The 15,558-nt window shown below is 58.6% G+C and carries 16 protein-coding genes and 1 tRNA gene; 11 read left to right on the plus strand and 6 right to left on the minus strand.

What is annotated here, in order from left to right:
• Position 1: 1 nt before the first annotated feature.
• The 3 genes from BM225_RS16545 to BM225_RS16555 form a co-directional block, all read right to left on the minus strand.
• Positions 2-2,035, minus strand: coding sequence for a capsular polysaccharide biosynthesis protein (locus BM225_RS16545; RefSeq protein WP_092465006.1), 2,034 nt, complete (start codon positions 2,033-2,035; stop codon positions 2-4).
• Positions 2,036-2,039: 4 nt separating this feature from the next.
• Entirely contained in the window at positions 2,040-3,182 is a 1,143-nt protein-coding gene (locus tag BM225_RS16550; RefSeq protein WP_072705827.1) for a polysaccharide biosynthesis/export family protein, read from the minus strand.
• 93 nt (positions 3,183-3,275) lie between these two features.
• The gene (locus BM225_RS16555; RefSeq protein WP_072705828.1) at positions 3,276-4,568 is read right to left on the minus strand and encodes a capsule biosynthesis protein; all 1,293 of its coding nucleotides are present in this window, start codon (positions 4,566-4,568) and stop codon (positions 3,276-3,278) included.
• 131 nt (positions 4,569-4,699) lie between these two features.
• Here BM225_RS16555 and BM225_RS16560 point away from each other — a divergent pair, with 131 nt between their 5' ends.
• The 8 genes from BM225_RS16560 (at position 4,700) to BM225_RS16595 (ending at position 10,830) form a co-directional block, all read left to right on the plus strand.
• The gene (locus BM225_RS16560) at positions 4,700-5,287 is read left to right on the plus strand and encodes a riboflavin synthase (RefSeq protein WP_072705829.1); all 588 of its coding nucleotides are present in this window, start codon (positions 4,700-4,702) and stop codon (positions 5,285-5,287) included.
• A 77-nt stretch (positions 5,288-5,364) separates the two neighbouring features.
• Positions 5,365-6,339 carry an MBL fold metallo-hydrolase gene (locus BM225_RS16565; RefSeq protein WP_072705830.1) on the plus strand — a complete coding sequence of 325 codons (975 nt, stop codon included), beginning with the start codon at positions 5,365-5,367 and terminating at the stop codon, positions 6,337-6,339.
• A gap of 179 nt (positions 6,340-6,518) precedes the next feature.
• Positions 6,519-7,235 carry a sulfotransferase family protein gene (locus tag BM225_RS16570; protein WP_143095405.1) on the plus strand — a complete coding sequence of 239 codons (717 nt, stop codon included), beginning with the start codon at positions 6,519-6,521 and terminating at the stop codon, positions 7,233-7,235.
• Between the two features lie 112 nt (positions 7,236-7,347).
• Complete coding sequence (gene ribB / locus BM225_RS16575) at positions 7,348-8,478, plus strand: 3,4-dihydroxy-2-butanone-4-phosphate synthase (RefSeq protein WP_072705832.1); 1,131 nt, start codon at positions 7,348-7,350, stop codon at positions 8,476-8,478.
• Entirely contained in the window at positions 8,478-9,005 is a 528-nt protein-coding gene (locus tag BM225_RS16580; protein WP_072705833.1) for a 6,7-dimethyl-8-ribityllumazine synthase, read from the plus strand. The genes ribB and BM225_RS16580 overlap by 1 nt, the downstream gene beginning before the upstream one ends.
• A gap of 21 nt (positions 9,006-9,026) precedes the next feature.
• The gene (gene nusB / locus BM225_RS16585) at positions 9,027-9,509 is read left to right on the plus strand and encodes a transcription antitermination factor NusB (RefSeq protein WP_072705834.1); all 483 of its coding nucleotides are present in this window, start codon (positions 9,027-9,029) and stop codon (positions 9,507-9,509) included.
• A gap of 170 nt (positions 9,510-9,679) precedes the next feature.
• Positions 9,680-10,000, plus strand: coding sequence for a hypothetical protein (locus BM225_RS16590; protein WP_072705835.1), 321 nt, complete (start codon positions 9,680-9,682; stop codon positions 9,998-10,000).
• A 377-nt stretch (positions 10,001-10,377) separates the two neighbouring features.
• Positions 10,378-10,830, plus strand: a complete 453-nt coding sequence (locus BM225_RS16595) for an MmcB family DNA repair protein (protein ID WP_072705903.1) — start codon at positions 10,378-10,380, stop codon at positions 10,828-10,830.
• Here BM225_RS16595 and BM225_RS16600 read toward each other — a convergent pair whose 3' ends face one another.
• The gene (locus tag BM225_RS16600; RefSeq protein ID WP_072705836.1) at positions 10,831-11,031 is read right to left on the minus strand and encodes a DUF6324 family protein; all 201 of its coding nucleotides are present in this window, start codon (positions 11,029-11,031) and stop codon (positions 10,831-10,833) included.
• Positions 11,032-11,157: 126 nt separating this feature from the next.
• On the opposite strand from BM225_RS16600, the gene BM225_RS16605 reads away from it, so the two are divergent.
• Positions 11,158-11,234: transfer RNA gene (locus tag BM225_RS16605), tRNA-His, on the plus strand.
• Between the two features lie 136 nt (positions 11,235-11,370).
• Here the strand turns inward: BM225_RS16605 and BM225_RS16610 are convergent.
• Positions 11,371-12,819 carry an ammonium transporter gene (locus BM225_RS16610; RefSeq protein WP_072705837.1) on the minus strand — a complete coding sequence of 483 codons (1,449 nt, stop codon included), beginning with the start codon at positions 12,817-12,819 and terminating at the stop codon, positions 11,371-11,373.
• Between the two features lie 334 nt (positions 12,820-13,153).
• Positions 13,154-13,453: a DUF6476 family protein gene (locus tag BM225_RS16615; RefSeq protein WP_083595625.1), complete on the minus strand. Its 300-nt coding sequence runs from the start codon at positions 13,451-13,453 to the stop codon at positions 13,154-13,156.
• Here BM225_RS16615 and BM225_RS16620 point away from each other — a divergent pair.
• Both BM225_RS16620 and rpoH read left to right on the plus strand, forming a co-directional pair.
• Positions 13,452-14,483 (plus strand): RluA family pseudouridine synthase, encoded by a 1,032-nt coding sequence (locus BM225_RS16620; protein ID WP_072705839.1) that lies wholly within the window; start codon positions 13,452-13,454, stop codon positions 14,481-14,483. The genes BM225_RS16615 and BM225_RS16620 overlap by 2 nt on opposite strands.
• 152 nt (positions 14,484-14,635) lie before the next feature.
• On the plus strand, positions 14,636-15,532 hold the full coding sequence (rpoH, locus tag BM225_RS16625) for an RNA polymerase sigma factor RpoH (protein WP_072705840.1): 897 nt from the start codon (positions 14,636-14,638) through the stop codon (positions 15,530-15,532).
• Positions 15,533-15,558 lie beyond the last annotated feature (26 nt).

Consider the following 15,558-nt stretch of genomic DNA (forward strand, 5'->3'; position numbering starts at 1 on the left):
TCTAGCGCCAAAGGTGGGCGTAGCCTGCCAGCAATCCTTGAGCTTTGGACAATAAACGCAAGGGCAGGCCAGCCCTTGGACCTTGGCCACTTGCCAGCCGTGCGACGGCCACTTCGACGGGGCAGGGGCGGCCCGTCACCGGATCGAAATAACGCGGATAACAGATCAGCGCGCCGTGCACCAACTCTGGCAGGGTCAGTCGCGCGCGGCGGCGTGTGGGGACTGGCCCCAAATCTCGGGTCAGGCCCCAGCCCGCGTAGAACGGCGCGCCAAGGGTTGTGATGGGCACCCCGCGCAGCAGCGCCTCGAACCCGAGGGTCGAGGTCATGGTCCAGACCTGATCGACCTGCGCCAGCAGGGCCGCAGGGTCCGTTCCGCGCACCACCAGATCGGCCAGTTCTGCCATATGATCCTCGGGGATGGCACCGGTGCGCAGGCCGGCTTCGACATCGGGGTGGGGCTTGAACAAGATCGTCGCGTCCGGGTTTTCGATCCGCGTCCGTTGCAACAGGGCCAAGTTGGTCTTCTCTATCCCGGCGCCGAGCCGGATGGACGCGTCATCCTCGACTTGGCCAGGCACCAGAATGAGCGGCCGTGCGGGCAGCTCGGGGAGGTTCCCTTCCAAATTGTACTTGCTGATATTTTGCGCGATCAGCGTCTCGATCAGCCGTTCGGCGCGGTCGATCTGATCTCGCCGCAGGCCCGTCGAGTTGTTGAGGATCGTCTCCAGATCGCTTTTGCGGGTGGGATCATAGTAAATCCCGCGCCTGTCAGTCACCAGCGATAGCGGCGGCACCAGTTCTGCACCAAGCCCACGGGACCGCAGGAACCCGTCCTCGACCCGCGTAACTTCCCAATCGGGCTCGGTTTTCCCCGCCCACGCCATCCATTCGCGGCCCGTTTCGGCGCTGAGTTCTACGGCCTTTTCCGGATCATCGGCAAAGCGAATGCCCGCCCCGTGCCCGTAGAATTTGGCCAGCGTGCCGCGTTTCCACAGCCGCATCCCCGAGGCGACCCACCCCATCCGATCCTCGCGCCATGCGCGGGTCTCTGCCTCGAGCGTGTCGAGCACGCGTTCGAGTGGGCAAAGCTGGTCTGTGTAGGGGTCGTACCAAGTGGGGTACAGGATCATCGCGGCCGCAAAGAGCTGTGCCGGGGTCAGGCGGCGTTGACGCCGCGCAAGCGGCACGCGGTCTTCGCTCAGGTCCCAACCCGCGTAAAAGGGCTGGCCGTAGACATGGGGGCGGTGCCCTGCAAGGATCGCCTCGAACCCCAGTTGGGACGAGACGGTATAGACCGCTGTCGCGCCCTCTAGCAGGTGCCACGGACTGATGGCATCGTCGCACAGGGACACGCGGTCGTTGCAGTCGTCTGGCCCGTACATGCCGCTACGGTGGCCTTCGGCGGTTTCGGGGTGTGTGCGGATGACGATGCGCTGGCCGGGGTTTTCCTCGATCGCATCCCATAGCATTTCCAGAAACCGGTTCCGATCCCCGTTCGAGGCGCGCAAAGAGGCATCGCCAGCCACTTGGTCCACCACCAGAACGTAACCCGCTGCGGGACCCTGAACGGTCGGATCATAAGCGTTGTACTTGGACAGGTGCAGCGCCCGCATCCGTGCCATACAGGCCTTGGCTCGGTCCAGAAGCGCTGTGTTGTCCAGCGGCTCATGCTTCAGGATCCGCTCCAAGGCCGAGGGCTGTGCAGGATCAAAGTGCAGGCCCTCTGTATCAATCAGCAATCCAAGCGGCGGATCCCCTGCGCGGCCCGGCTGAACCGAACGTAGGAACGCATCCTCCAGATGGATTTCTTCAGCACCCGTGCGAGCACACATGCGCGCGCCACGCTCTGCCGTGTGACCAGCCCCCCACGTCAGCACCGCATCCTGCGGCGACGGCCAGCCCAAACGTGGCGCATAGCCCGCGAGCGTCAGGATGCGCTTGATCCGCGCATCGGTCAGAAGGGTTAGGCTGGATGCAAAACACCGCCGAGAGGTGTTGCCCCCGGCGGTGCTATGGATGCTGGACTCGTCCAAGAACTTAGCCGCCGAGACCGGAGGCCGCTCCTGCAAGAGAGTTCACAGAGTTCAGACCGCCAAGCAGGGCGCTGATGGTTTTGTTCCAACGCACGAACGGCGCTTCGGTCACGTACAGGGTGTCCTCGTCGCGGATCGCAAAGTCGCGGGCTTCAAACATGCCTGTGGGTTCGGTCAGGTTGAGCACGTAGACAAGGCGCTGGTCGCCGACCAGATCGTCACGGCCGAGAACCATATTTGCGATCTCAGCGGGCTCGTTGCGGAAGACGAAAACGCCTGTCGGGTCGGCCGCGTTGGTTTGCAGGCCCCCCACAGTCGCTATCGCCTCGATCGCCGAGATGGTCTGGCTTTCGAACGGCACTCGGGTCTGGTTGCCCGTCGCGCCAAGCGAGGTAAAGCTGCGGGTGTCTTGCTCGACCAGAACGCGGTCGCCATTGCGCAGGGCAATATCAAGGCGAGTATCGTCAAAGATGTCTTGGAACCAGACTTCGCCTTGCTGGTTGCCGCGTACGACTGTGATCTGGGCAATTTCAGGCTCGATCGTGATACCGCCTGCGCGGGCCAGCATGCCCGACAGAGTGCGGCTCGGGCGTTCGATCGGGTATAGACCCTGACCCCCGACTGATCCGATTACGGAAACAGCGGCGCCATCACCGGCAAGACGGCGAACCTCGACCTGCGGGTCAGGGGTCTGCTCTTCGAGCTGGTTTGTAATGATTCGGCGGATCGCTTCGGGGGTGTTGCCCGCTGCTTTGATCCGGCCCGCATAGGGCACGAAAATGAAACCTGCGCCATCAACCTGCACTTCTTGCAGGGTGGTCGCGTTGCCTTCGGCACCGGACAGCAGACCGTCATCTACGTTTTCCCAGACCGTCAGGCCCAGCGTATCACCGGGGCGGATCGTATCAGATCCGACGACGCCGGCATTGATGAATTCATCAGAAAAACCGAGGGCAGGGGTGACAGATGTGGCTCTTGTCACTCGGGAGTTCACGCTCACGACAAAGGCATCGCCGCTCCGCATGACAGAGCCTTCGAAAATCTCGTTTTTAGAGGGGCCGGAGCGGGGCAAGCCGCACGAGGCCACACTGAGTGTTACTGCGGCCAACAAGACCCCACGCAACAGACGCGACGTTGTATTCTTCACTGCTCAGGTCTCCTCGACCTATGATTTTTGCCTTGTTTTTTGAAGAAGCTAGCGGAAAAGCAATCAAAAAGCCAGCATTTCGGTCGTCAACAGTTATTGCACGATGCGAAGATGTTGCCGAGGTGCCGCGGTCCCGTGCAGAAGCGCATCATAAGGGTCATCGGCCATCAGCATCATATCAACGACCTGCCGCAGCACCTGTCTGCGCCCTTGGGCCGAATAAAAGCCGCCGCCCACCTGAGAAGTCTCAAGGAGATAGCGACGATAATCTTTGTAAGCCCGAAGATCAGGTCGCGACGGCTGCGCATAGAATTCCGGCAGGGGCTGGGTGCTGACGAATTCAGGCTTGTCATAGACCGCACGGCCAAAGACCCGCAGCGCCATACCGCGCCATAACACCTGCTGCGCAGCGGTTGAATTAACAGTCACTGCGCTGCGCGCATCATTCAAAAGCGCGGCGAGTTTGCCCCCGCGCAGATAGTGGACACGTCCTTCGACCCCGAGCTTGCGGGCCAAGTCGCGGATGTCCGCGCGGATCGGAACGCGCCCATCCTCGAGCGGGTGGGCCTTGAACACCAGATGATGATGCTGAGGGGCGCCCTTGGCGAACCCGTCAATCACCGTCTCTAGAAATTCGCGCATGGACCCAAACGAAGAGTGCGCCTGAAAGCTGCTGTCATGGGCCAACTGCAAGAGCACCACATGGTAGGGAAAGCCGCCGCGGCGCACGCGGGCTGTGGCCAGCACACGCTCCAACCATTGCGCAGGCATCAACAATAACCGGCGCAGATACAGGCGGAACTCTTCGGCCACGGGGATGTCGCGGTGGGCACGGAAGTTCCTGTAGTCGCCATTCCAAAACATCACATACCAATGGTAAAGCGCCCCATAGAAAACGTGCTGACGCATGTCGCCCCATTTCGCGGGGGGAAGGGGGGCATCCTGATCTATGCCCGCCAAAGCCTCGCGCATTTCGGGAACGGTCATCTCCATCAGGCGCGAATTGCCGTTGCTGCCCCCGCGCTCGTACGTGATCCAGTAGGGGCGCATGTACCCCTCTTCGAATACGTGAACGGTCAGGCCTTCGTCCTTGGCAATCTCGATTGCGTTGGCATGGATCGACCGGACATCGCCATAGAGCACGATGTCGGTGACCTTTCTCTCGGCGATCAAGGTACGAAAGAATGCGGGCCACGCGTCCTGTGGCTGGTTAAAGGCGATGTAAGTCGATTTATCCCGCCAGAACGCGGCATCGCCCGCGTTAAAGCCAACGCGCAAAACGTTTCCGCCTGCGTGGCACAACATCTCTGCCAGACGGGCAAAGAATGGCCCGTGGGGTCCCTGTAGAAACAGGAAAGTGCGGTCAGAGTTTGTAATTTGGGTCATTTACTCAATAACGTACAGTATTCAGTCCTTTCTATGGGACCGCGTTGGCAAAAATAAGCAGAAACTCTGACACACGCTTGAGAAAAGGCGGTTAAACCGCTACCTCCGCCTAGAAACTACGGAGGTTTTTCATGTTCACAGGCATTATTACCGACATGGGCCGCATCGCAGAGCTCGAGCAGGGCGACAGCCTACGCGCGCGAATCGAGACGGTGTACGACATGGACACTGTGGATTTGGGCGCCTCGATCGCATGCGATGGCTGCTGCCTAACCGTGGTAGAGATGGGGCCAAACTGGTTCGACGTTGAGATCAGCGCCGAAAGCATCTCGAAAACCAACATCGGTGAATGGGCCGTCGATAAACGCGTGAACCTAGAGCGCGCGCTCAAGGTGGGCGACGAGCTGGGGGGGCACATCGTGTCTGGCCACGTGGACGGCGTCGCCGAAGTGGTCAAGATCGAAGAGGATGGCGGCAGCACCCGTGTCACTCTGCGCGCCCCCGAAACGCTGGCCAAATACATTGCGCCCAAAGGATCGGTCGCGCTGAACGGCACCTCGCTGACCGTAAACGAGGTGAACGGCTGCGATTTCGGTATCAACTTTATCCCGCACACCAAGCAGGTAACGACGTGGGGCGGTGTGTTCGTCGGACAGCAGATCAATCTCGAGATCGACACGCTGGCCCGCTACGTGGCGCGCCTGCGCGAGTGGGAATAACACCTGCACATATTCATATCCTGTATTGTGATGTGACAGGTTTGCGCTAGGGTTCTTTCCGAACAGGGAGGAATACCATGGCACATTTCAAACCAAGCCGTCGCGAATTGCTCAAGCTCTCCGCGATGGCGCCCGCCTTTGCACTGACCGCGACAGCGCCCAAAGCGCAGATCGGCGCGCCTGCGTCGGACAATCCCAGCCATTTCAGCTTTGCCATCGGCGAGGCACAGATCACCGTAATCTCTGACGGGTTCTTCGAGACGCCCGCCAGCGGTCTGGGGATCAATGCCGACCCCGAAGAGGTGCAAGCCTTTCTCGCGGCGCATTATCTGCCCACCGACACCAGTCTGTCCCACACCAACCACCTTGTGATCGATATTGGTGACGCGCGGGTTCTGGTAGATGTGGGGTCTGGCAACCGGTTCATGCCCACGGCGGGGCGCCTGATGGCGAACCTCGAGTCGGCTGGCATTGATCCTTACAGCATCACCCATGTGGTCATCACCCACGCACACCCCGACCACATCTGGGGCATCCGCGATGACTTTGACGAGGCGATCTTGCCCGACGCACAGTATTTTATTGGTGCGGCTGAACATGCGTTTTGGCTACAGGACGGGCTTGCCGCGTCTTCGCCCGCCGAAATGCAGCAATTCGTTGTGGGCGCAGTGAACAGTCTGAATGTTGATGGGGCCGAGTGGACCCTTGTGGCGGATGGCGATGCAATTTGTCCGGGCGTCACCGTGATGGAAACACCCGGTCACACCCCCGGTCACATATCTGTGCATGTCGAAAGTGGCGGCCAACAGCTTGTCGCGCTTGGTGATTCTATGAATCACGCTTATACTAACTTTGCTCATCCCGACTGGTTTAATGGGTTTGACATGGACGGAGATCAAACCGTCGCCACGCGTCAAACCCTGCTGGATCGCGCAGCCGAGGATGGCCTGACCGTTGTCGGGTACCACTTTCCCTTTCCGGGCGTGGGGCATGTAATGCGCGAAGGCGGCAGCTACAGGTTTTTGCCCGCTCTCTGGCGTTTCAAAGGTTAGCTGTGATTATCCTTTTTCCTCTCTCTCATTCGGTCGGAGGGTTTGGCACGATCTGACCGACGAGATTGAGGAAACCCGAGAGCACACCATTGCGTCACCCCGACTTCTTTTTGATGGGTCCGCCAAGTCGGTCGGCCGCGCAGCTATGGCGTTGGCTGAGCCAGCATCCTGAGCTGTTCATGCCCGCGCGGCGTGAGCTGGGATTGCATGCGTTGCCTGACCTGTCGGGGGATCTCGACTGGGGGCAGGACCCGAGACTGGTGGATCTGGTGACATCGCCCGAAGAGTACTTGCGCTCATTCCAGCCTGCGGGAGAGCGCAAGCGCGGGGATGGTTCCACCCTCTATAGCCTTGTCCCCGAAGCGCCGCGCCGCATTTACAAGGCGAATCCCGACGCCAAGCTGATCTTTGTCCTCGAGGCACCGGTCAGCCGTGCCTTTCATGCCCACGCGCACAACGTGGAATTGGGCGTTGAGACGCAGACCAGTTTTGACATTGCGTTGGAAATCGAGCCAGAGCGGATCAAGGCTGGGGCCTCTCCTTTCCTCTGTTACGCGACGGGCAGCCAATACCGCCAGATGATCGAGCCGGTGGATATTCTGTTTGGTCAAGACAACGTCCTGATCCTCATCGCCGAGGACGCAGAGCGGGAACCGCGCATGACCGTAAGACGGATTGCCAAGTTCCTTGGCGTTTCGCCCTACGATGACCTGCTTCCTTTTGTGCCGCGTGAACGCCAAAGCATCGTGTCCGAGATGCTGGCACGTCTGCGCTCGCGTCGGAAACATCCTGAAATCAGCGCCCAATTCCGCAGTGCGATGGTGTCTGAAATTCAATGGATGGAACGTCGGACCGGATCCTCTCTGGACGCGTGGCTCAAGAGAGATCAAGAGTAGGGGCGGAAACGTGCTACACCGTATCGGGACGCAGCGCCGCACCCCATACCTTCGGGTGGTTCGGGGCGGCGCGCTGCGTTATCTGCGCGGTACACGATGAAGGAGAGACGGTATGTCCGAAAACAGTCGTTTTGAAACACCCGGCCCCGTCGAAGAGAACCTGCGCGACGCAATTTCTCCGATCGAGGATGTGATCGAGGATGCCCGCAACGGCCGCATGTATATTCTGGTGGATCACGAGGACCGCGAGAACGAGGGCGACGTTTGCATCCCCGCGCAGATGTGCACCCCCGAGGTCATCAACTTTATGGCCACCCACGCGCGGGGCCTGATCTGCATGACCTTGAACAGCGAACGTATTGATGCGCTGGGTCTGCCGTTGATGGCGACCACCAATTCCTCGCGCCACGAAACCGCGTTCACCGTGTCGATCGAAGCGCGCGAAGGCGTGAGTACCGGCATTTCAGCCCATGACCGCGCCCGAACTGTGGCGGTCGCGATTGATTCCAGCAAAACGGCTGCCGATATCGCGACCCCCGGCCACATCTTCCCCCTGCGCGCCCGCGATGGCGGCGTTCTGGTCCGCGCAGGCCACACCGAAGCCGCGACCGACGTCGCCCGTCTGGCTGGCCTGAACCCCTCTGGTGTGATCTGCGAGATCATGAATGACGACGGCTCCATGGCGCGTCTGCCTGATCTGGTGGCCTTTGCCCAACGGCATGGGCTCAAGATCGGCACGATCAGCGACCTGATCGCCTATCGCCGCCGCTACGACAATTTGGTCAAGGTAGAGAGCGAGAGCACCATCACCTCTGAATTCGGTGGTGAGTGGACCATGCGGGTCTACACGGACACGACCCAAGGCGCACAGCACATTGCTCTGATCAAAGGGGACATCTCGGGCGACGCCCCGGTCCTGACCCGAATGCACACACTTGATCCCATGCTCGATATGCTGGGTACGGGCCCCAAAGGGCGCGCCTTTGAATTCAGCTCAGCAATGAAGATGGTTGCCGAAGAGGGCAGGGGGGTCATCGTCCTGCTCCGCGACTTGACCATGCAGCTTGGCGGTGGGACCAGCCCCCAAACCCTGCGCCAGTATGGCCTCGGGGCTCAGATCCTGACCCATCTGGGCCTGAAACAGCTGACTCTTCTCACCAATTCGCCCACCCCAAAGGTGATCGGCCTTGATGCTTACGGCATCGAAATCACCGGCACCCGCAAAATTCCGGAGGCAAACTGATGGCCGCCAATGAACAGCACTACACTCTAGAGCGCCCGACTTTCGACAAGCCCGTGAAAATCCTGATCGTCGTCGCACCCTATTACAAGGATATCGCAGACAACCTGCTTGCTGGTGCCCGCGCCGAGATTGAAGCCGCTTGTGGCACCCACGAGACGGTCGAGGTCCCGGGCGCACTGGAAATCCCCACCGCGATCGGCATGGCCGGACGTCTGGCCAACTACGATGGCTACGTGGCCTTGGGTTGCGTGATCCGTGGCGAGACGACCCACTACGACACCGTCTGCAACGACAGCTCGCGCGGGATCACCCTGCTGGGTCTATCGGGGCACTGCATCGGAAACGGCATCCTGACCGTGGAGAACCGCGAACAGGCCGAAGTCCGCGCGGAACCGGACGGCCAGAATAAAGGTGGCGGAGCGGCGGCTGCGGCCTTGCATTTGATCGCATTGGCGCGTAACTGGGGCGGCTCAAAGCGTGGCGTTGGCTTCATGCCCACCGAGGATGACAGTTACCGCATCGCTTAACCCCATCTTCAGGCTGACCCGATGACCACAGATTCCGCACCCCTGTCTGGCAACCAGAAGCGCAAGATGCGCTCGGCATCCCGTCTGTACGCGGTGCAGGCGCTCTACCAGATGGAGTTGACCGGCCTGTCGTACGACCGCGTTAAGGCAGAGTTTCTGGACCTGCGCTTTGGCGCAGAGATCGACGGCGAAGAGCTCATCGACGGTGATATTGACTTGTTCTCGACCATCCTCGAAGCGGCTGTGAACTGGCAGGCGCGGATCGACCAATGCACCGACCGCGCGCTGGTTGCGAAATGGCCCCTGGGCCGGATCGACACTACTCTGCGCGCGCTCTTCCGTGCGGCTGGCGGTGAGTTCCAAGCCAAAGAAACACCGCCCAAAGTGGTGATCACCGAATATGTCGACGTAGCCCGAGCGTTCTTCCCAGAGGGCAAGGAAGCCGGTTTCGTAAACGCGGTGCTTGATCACATCGCCCGGGAGATGCGCCCAGAAGCCTTCTGATCAGCTCAGGCAATTTAGACACTTAAACCCGGCGCGGTCTTCGCAGCCGGGTTTTTCTATCACATCAAGACGTATCACAACGGCGCGATTTCGCCCATTATCCGCTTGATCAGGTAGACACTCCCTCCGTGCGGCACTACCTTTCTTGTGCAAAGCACAGGAGATGCAAAATGCCTAAGCTCGTACGTCTCTATATCAGCCAAGTGATCATGGGCTTCGGCCTGTCCGCCGTCTTTGTTGCCGCGCTCCTTACTTTGAACGTCGCAAACCTTTGGCATTTGGTCACTCACTCGACCGGCGGTCTTCTGGCTGTGACCATGCTTTGGATTTTTAACGGCATTGTTTTCGCAGGGGTGCAGTTCGGTATCTCGATCATGCGTATGGCCGACGACGATGACACGCCGCGTGGCCCACGCCAGCAGGCTCTGGTCCGCGAATATGCGCCGATCCCCGTCCGCACGGACGAGCAGCGCAAGCGCCGCCACATCTGAGGTTTACGCCAATCGCGCTTTCACCTTTGTAAAAATACTCTGGGGGAGGCGCGCATCGCGCGACGGGGGCAACGCCCCCTTTTTTGTGCCAGATCGCAAGAAGAATGAAGCGTATTCAAAGGGTAAGGTGTGGCGGGCCCGCGCGCGACCGTCTAGGTTTTTGCATTCCCGAGGACCTGTATATACAGGTGGGCGCCAGGTAATCAGGCCAGGGCCAGAACAGAGCCAGCTCCCTCGGATTTGCTTAAGGCCACCGGAATGAAACCGACATACGAGAGGGGCAGCACCCGCCACGCAGCACAGGTAATGTGACAAGCCCCTTTCGACAAGGGGGCATGTGACTTGATTTTGTTCTCTTTATGTTCATATTGGGTGATATGCAGATTATCCCCAGCCAAACTTCCATTGATCCCAAGCCAGGACAGCTTTTGGCCCGCGGGGTCACGCGTCATCTGGCGCAACTCGGCTTTGCTTGCCTCGACGAATTCAAGCCCGCGCGCGGGCTGCGCATGGACGTCATGGGGATGGGAAAGAAAGGGGAGCTTTGGTGCGTAGAATGCAAATCTTGCCGTGCAGATTTCCAAAGTGATTCCAAATGGCAGAACTATTTGCCCTACTGCGAGCGATTTTTTTGGGCCGTGGATGCTGATTTCCCGACGGATCTCCTGCCCGAAGGGACAGGTTTGATCATCGCAGATGCCTATGACGCAGAGATTATTCGCATGCCGGATGCGCTGCCGCTCGCTGCGGCCCGCCGCAAGGTCCTGACGCGTGACTTTGCCCGCACGGCGGCACTGCGTCTTCAGACCCTGCGCGATCCGCGTTTGTGATCAGCGACGGCCTTTGCTGGCCAGATCCTTGGCGGTCTGGATGGCGGACTGGATTTCCTCGACGATTTCTTCAGCTTCATCCGGCGTGAAGTCCATCGGAATTTCCAGGTCACCCGCTTCGATATAGAGGCGGATCATGCCCTTGTCTGTCGGACCGATCTGCAAGCTGGCTTCGATGTCGCGTTCTGTGTTGATACCCATGAAAGGCTCCGTTTTCCTGTTGAATATCGCGGGTAAACCCTGTTCGGGCCCTTGGCAATATCATGTGAATTTTTTGTTATACTGCTTCTTGCAATCCGAGTTCGCTAGGGGTAAATGACCCCCAGTGCCGCCTTAGCTCAGTAGGTTAGAGCGCCTGATTGTGGATCAGGAGGTCCCCCGTTCGAGCCGGGGAGGTGGTACCATCATCATCTTCCAATGATGTTCGAAAGCGCCCTTGAGGCGCTTTTTTCGCGCTTGGATGATGTGATCATTTGTGCGCCAAAGAAAAACGCGGCACCCATAGAGCGCCGCGTTCAGGTCGTGTGATGTTGTCCTAGCTTAGAACGTTGTCTTTGCCTTGCCCGGGGCCGTCAGGTTGATCGAGTAGGCGTCCTGCCCGTGCAACTCCAGATCCATACCGGCAAGCTCTTGCTCTGGTGTGACACGCAGGTGGTTGCGGGGCATCGGGCCGTAGTCGAAATACTGCGAATTGCCCAGTTTCTTGATCACGTACATCAGGCGTGACGCCACCCAGAACGTCACGAGCGCCGATAGGAAGCCGAACATGCAGATCATCGCCCCATAGAACATCTGTGTCCCAAAGACGATCGGACCCAGTTCCATGTCGCCCGTCGTCAGAGCGAACATGCCGCCCGCGAATAGGCCGACAGCTCCGTGAACGGGGAAGGCGCCGATAGGATCGTCAATCTTGGCGCGGAACATAAAGATGACGGCGATGACATAAACTGCGCCGGACAGAACACCGATTAGAACTGCGATTGGGGCGGTTGCAGCGTCGGCGTTTGCGGTGATGCCCACGAGGCCCGCGAGTGCCCCATTCATCAGATCAGAAATGTTGTACTTGTTCTGGGTAACCATAAAGAAAGCCAGCACCGAGAATACCGCAGCACATGGTGCGAGTGTGGTGTTGATCACGACCTGACCAAACCCTCCAATTAGCTGCTCAAAGATCGCATTGGCGATCATGTCGGGCTGATCTTGGGTGGCGCTCAGGTCAATTTCTGACAGGTCGAAACCCGCGGCAAAGGTGCTGCCTGCGTTAAAACCGTACCAACCAATCCACAGGAAAAACACACCCAGCGCGCTGATCGGAATATTGTGGGCGGCGTTGCTGATCGACGACCCCGCAAAGCGATAGGAATCGATCTGACCACGGCCAAAGTTGAACTCACCGATTCGGGGCCGCAACATGATCGCGCCAGCGAGACCAGCGAACCCGCCAAGGCCGTGGACCACGAGCGAGCCTGCAAAGTCATGGATGACGCCGTACAGCATCCCATCAGGGTTCCAAACCGTAAAGGCGACAACGGGGTAGATCAGGGCAGAGAAGACAGCGCCAAAGAAAAGATAGGCGTAGGGGGCAATTCGGCCTGTGACCGCGCCCGAGCAAATCGTCACGCATGTGGCCGCGAAGGCAAAATTGAAAAACAACGAAATGTCATCGTTCAACGTTACAATCGGGCCGGGAGAGGTATTCTCGGTCGTGTGCGCAAATCCCATTTCGCGCATCCAGTCGACCAGAATGGAATCCCCGGTCAGGATCGGATATCCGAACCAGTAAAAGAAGATGCCACACACGCAGGCATCGACAAAGTTTTTAAAGATATTGTTGATCGCGTTCTTGCGCGACATGCCGCCCGTTTCGAGCATCATGAACCCGGCTTGCATCATGAAAATCAAGACGCCGCTCATGAAAACAATTACGTTGATAGTCGAGTAGACCCCGAAAATAAGGGATCGGTCGTAACTGGCTAAATCACCGCCCATGTTTCTGTCACCTAAATAGTATATGGGCCCAAGTGTAAGTAAAACCCGGGCGCCATTTCATGCGTGAAAATTTACACTTATGGGATTAGCGGGGTGGCTGAACGTCCGTCAAGGTTGAAAGGGTCAAAACATGATTTACTGAGATTTGATTGCAGAATTGACGCAATCTCAGGAGGTGAATCGTAGGCTGAAATTACACTAAATACGATAATGATATTTATTTGAGTGTAGAAAGGGGATTCCTTGATGTCCGGAATCCTAGATAATATGCGCCACAAACAGAATGTGACCGTGATTTGCGCGCTAAGGTGTGAGACTCTCTTACATTGCCCGTTTATTGAGCGGAATTGATCTGCACCGTTTGCCTCAGGGAACCGCTGACCGCATCAAAGATCAGGATCTCTTGTCGGTCGGTGACGATTGCAATCCAACCCTTGCCTTGTGTAACTGCGCTGATTGTTGATCCCGCAGGCAGTCTCAGATTTTCTGGTAGAACTGGCGTGGGGTCAGGGAAGCGAAACACAATGACCAGTGCGATGGCGATCATGCCTCCCATCATCACCACGGTCAGGGCCGTCACAAGGCGGCGCAGGAACAGGGCGTCTGGGGGCGTCTGGTCAGAAGGAAGCGACATGGGCGAGACCTTGGTTACCGTCATCATCGCGGCAGATCCGCCGCCCCGTCTGGATAAGGCCTTGGCGCGCGATGTGCCAGAGGAAGCGTCTCTGTCGCGGACCCGTCTTGCCAAACTCATCGCCGAGGGCAAAGTCGCGCGAGCGGGCGAGGTGTTGTCTGATCCCAAAGCAAAGGTGACGGAAGGCGACGAAATCAGCATTCAGATCAAGGTTGCTGCCGAAGTCGACACCGTGGCCGAGGATATCCCGCTCGAGATCATCTACGAAGACGATGATCTGATCGTGGTGAACAAGCCTGCTGGCATGGTGGTGCATCCTGCGCCCGGCTCGCCCGGTGGCACTTTGGTCAACGCGCTGCTGCACCATTGCGGCGATACTCTGTCGGGCATCGGGGGCGAGAAGCGTCCGGGCATTGTGCACCGTATTGATAAAGATACCAGCGGGCTTTTGGTCGTGGCAAAATCGGATCGCGCCCATCACGGGTTGGCGGCTCAATTCGAGGACCACAGCGTCGAGCGGGTGTATTCCGCCGTTGTCTATGGTGTCCCAGACAGCAATGAGCCGCGCCTCAAGGGGGTGAAGGGTGTCAGCTTCGAGCCGGGCAACATCATCAAGATCACGTCTTTCCTCGGCCGTCACAGAACCGACCGTCAGCGGCAGGCCGTCAGTTTTAGCAGTGGGCGCCATGCAGTGACCCGGGCGCGGGTCGTTGAAACATTCGGGACGCCCGTCTGTGCGACATTGGTGGATTGCTGGCTGGAAACAGGTCGGACCCACCAGATCCGTGTGCACATGACCCATGCAGGTCATGCGTTGATAGGAGACCCCGTTTACGGCGGGCGGCGCAAGCTGTCTCCCAAGGCGTTGTCGTTGGCTGGCATTGAAGCTGCAGCAACGTTCCCCCGTCAGGCGCTGCACGCGCGCAATCTTGGTTTCATCCATCCCGTGACCGAAGAAGAGATGACCTTCGAAGCGCCGCTGCCTTACGATATGGTTTCACTTCTCGATGCGTTGCGCACCAAGAAGTGATCCTCACGCACGTGTGCGTGAGTGCACCCAAATCCCTCTATCCAGCCAAGTGTCTCTCATTTTATATGGAACCAAAGCGAGGCTGAGGACTTGAATACATGAAGTCAGCTACCTAGCTGCATGTTAAAGCCTGTTACATTCAGGAGGGACAAATGGCAAACTATGCAAATCTTCCGGCACCGACCCCAGAGGGCGGCCTGTCGCGCTACATGCAAGAGATCCGCAAGTTCCCTCTGCTGGAGCCTGAAGAAGAATATATGCTGGCCAAGCGGTGGGTCGAAGAACAAGACACAGAGGCGGCCCACAAGATGGTCACCAGCCACCTGCGTCTCGCGGCCAAGATCGCCATGGGCTACCGTGGCTACGGTCTGCCCCAAGCAGAGGTAATATCCGAGGCAAACGTCGGTCTGATGCAAGCGGTCAAACGCTTTGACCCTGAAAAGGGCTTCCGTCTGGCGACCTACGCAATGTGGTGGATCCGCGCAAGCATTCAGGAATACATCCTTCGCAGCTGGTCGATGGTGAAACTGGGGACAACTTCGGCGCAGAAGAAATTGTTCTTTAATCTGCGCAAAGCGAAATCCCGCATCGGAGCGCTGGAAGATGGCGACCTGCGTCCGGAGCACGTTCAGAAGATTGCGACGGACCTTGGCGTAACCGAGGACGAAGTGATCAGCATGAACCGCCGTTTGTCGGGTGGTGACGCCTCGCTCAACGCGACCGTCGGCTCCGAAGATGATGGTGGCGCACAGTGGCAGGATTGGCTCGAGGATGAAGATGCGAACCAAGCTGCGGCCTACGAGGCGCAAGACGAAATGGACTCGCGCCGCGAACTGCTGGCCGAAGCCATGGATGTGCTGAACGATCGTGAGAAAGACATTTTGGTCAAGCGCCGCCTGAGCGAAGAGAATATCACGCTCGAGGATTTGTCAGCCGAGTACAACGTGAGCCGCGAGCGTATTCGCCAGATTGAGGTGAGGGCGTTCGAAAAACTGCAGAAGCGGATGACCGGTCTTGCACGGGAAAAGGGCATGCTGCCTGCGGTCTGATCCTTTGACAGAGTTGTAGAAAATCC

Source organism: Donghicola eburneus (assembly GCF_900115865.1).
Lineage (GTDB): Bacteria > Pseudomonadota > Alphaproteobacteria > Rhodobacterales > Rhodobacteraceae > Donghicola > Donghicola eburneus.

Excerpts from the sequence above, each read along its gene's own strand:
- BM225_RS16610 (WP_072705837.1), bottom strand. The coding sequence starts at position 12,819 with ATGGGCGGTGATTTAGCCAGTTACGACCGATCCCTTATTTTCGGGGTC.
- BM225_RS16560 (WP_072705829.1), top strand. The coding sequence starts at position 4,700 with ATGTTCACAGGCATTATTACCGACATGGGCCGCATCGCAGAGCTCGAG.
- BM225_RS16615 (WP_083595625.1), bottom strand. The coding sequence starts at position 13,453 with ATGTCGCTTCCTTCTGACCAGACGCCCCCAGACGCCCTGTTCCTGCGC.
- BM225_RS16555 (WP_072705828.1), bottom strand. The coding sequence starts at position 4,568 with ATGACCCAAATTACAAACTCTGACCGCACTTTCCTGTTTCTACAGGGA.
- BM225_RS16595 (WP_072705903.1), top strand. The coding sequence starts at position 10,378 with ATGCAGATTATCCCCAGCCAAACTTCCATTGATCCCAAGCCAGGACAG.
- nusB (WP_072705834.1), top strand. The coding sequence starts at position 9,027 with ATGACCACAGATTCCGCACCCCTGTCTGGCAACCAGAAGCGCAAGATG.
- BM225_RS16580 (WP_072705833.1), top strand. The coding sequence starts at position 8,478 with ATGGCCGCCAATGAACAGCACTACACTCTAGAGCGCCCGACTTTCGAC.
- BM225_RS16620 (WP_072705839.1), top strand. The coding sequence starts at position 13,452 with ATGGGCGAGACCTTGGTTACCGTCATCATCGCGGCAGATCCGCCGCCC.
- rpoH (WP_072705840.1), top strand. The coding sequence starts at position 14,636 with ATGGCAAACTATGCAAATCTTCCGGCACCGACCCCAGAGGGCGGCCTG.
- BM225_RS16590 (WP_072705835.1), top strand. The coding sequence starts at position 9,680 with ATGCCTAAGCTCGTACGTCTCTATATCAGCCAAGTGATCATGGGCTTC.
- BM225_RS16600 (WP_072705836.1), bottom strand. The coding sequence starts at position 11,031 with ATGGGTATCAACACAGAACGCGACATCGAAGCCAGCTTGCAGATCGGT.
- ribB (WP_072705832.1), top strand. The coding sequence starts at position 7,348 with ATGTCCGAAAACAGTCGTTTTGAAACACCCGGCCCCGTCGAAGAGAAC.
- BM225_RS16570 (WP_143095405.1), top strand. The coding sequence starts at position 6,519 with ATGCCCGCGCGGCGTGAGCTGGGATTGCATGCGTTGCCTGACCTGTCG.
- BM225_RS16565 (WP_072705830.1), top strand. The coding sequence starts at position 5,365 with ATGGCACATTTCAAACCAAGCCGTCGCGAATTGCTCAAGCTCTCCGCG.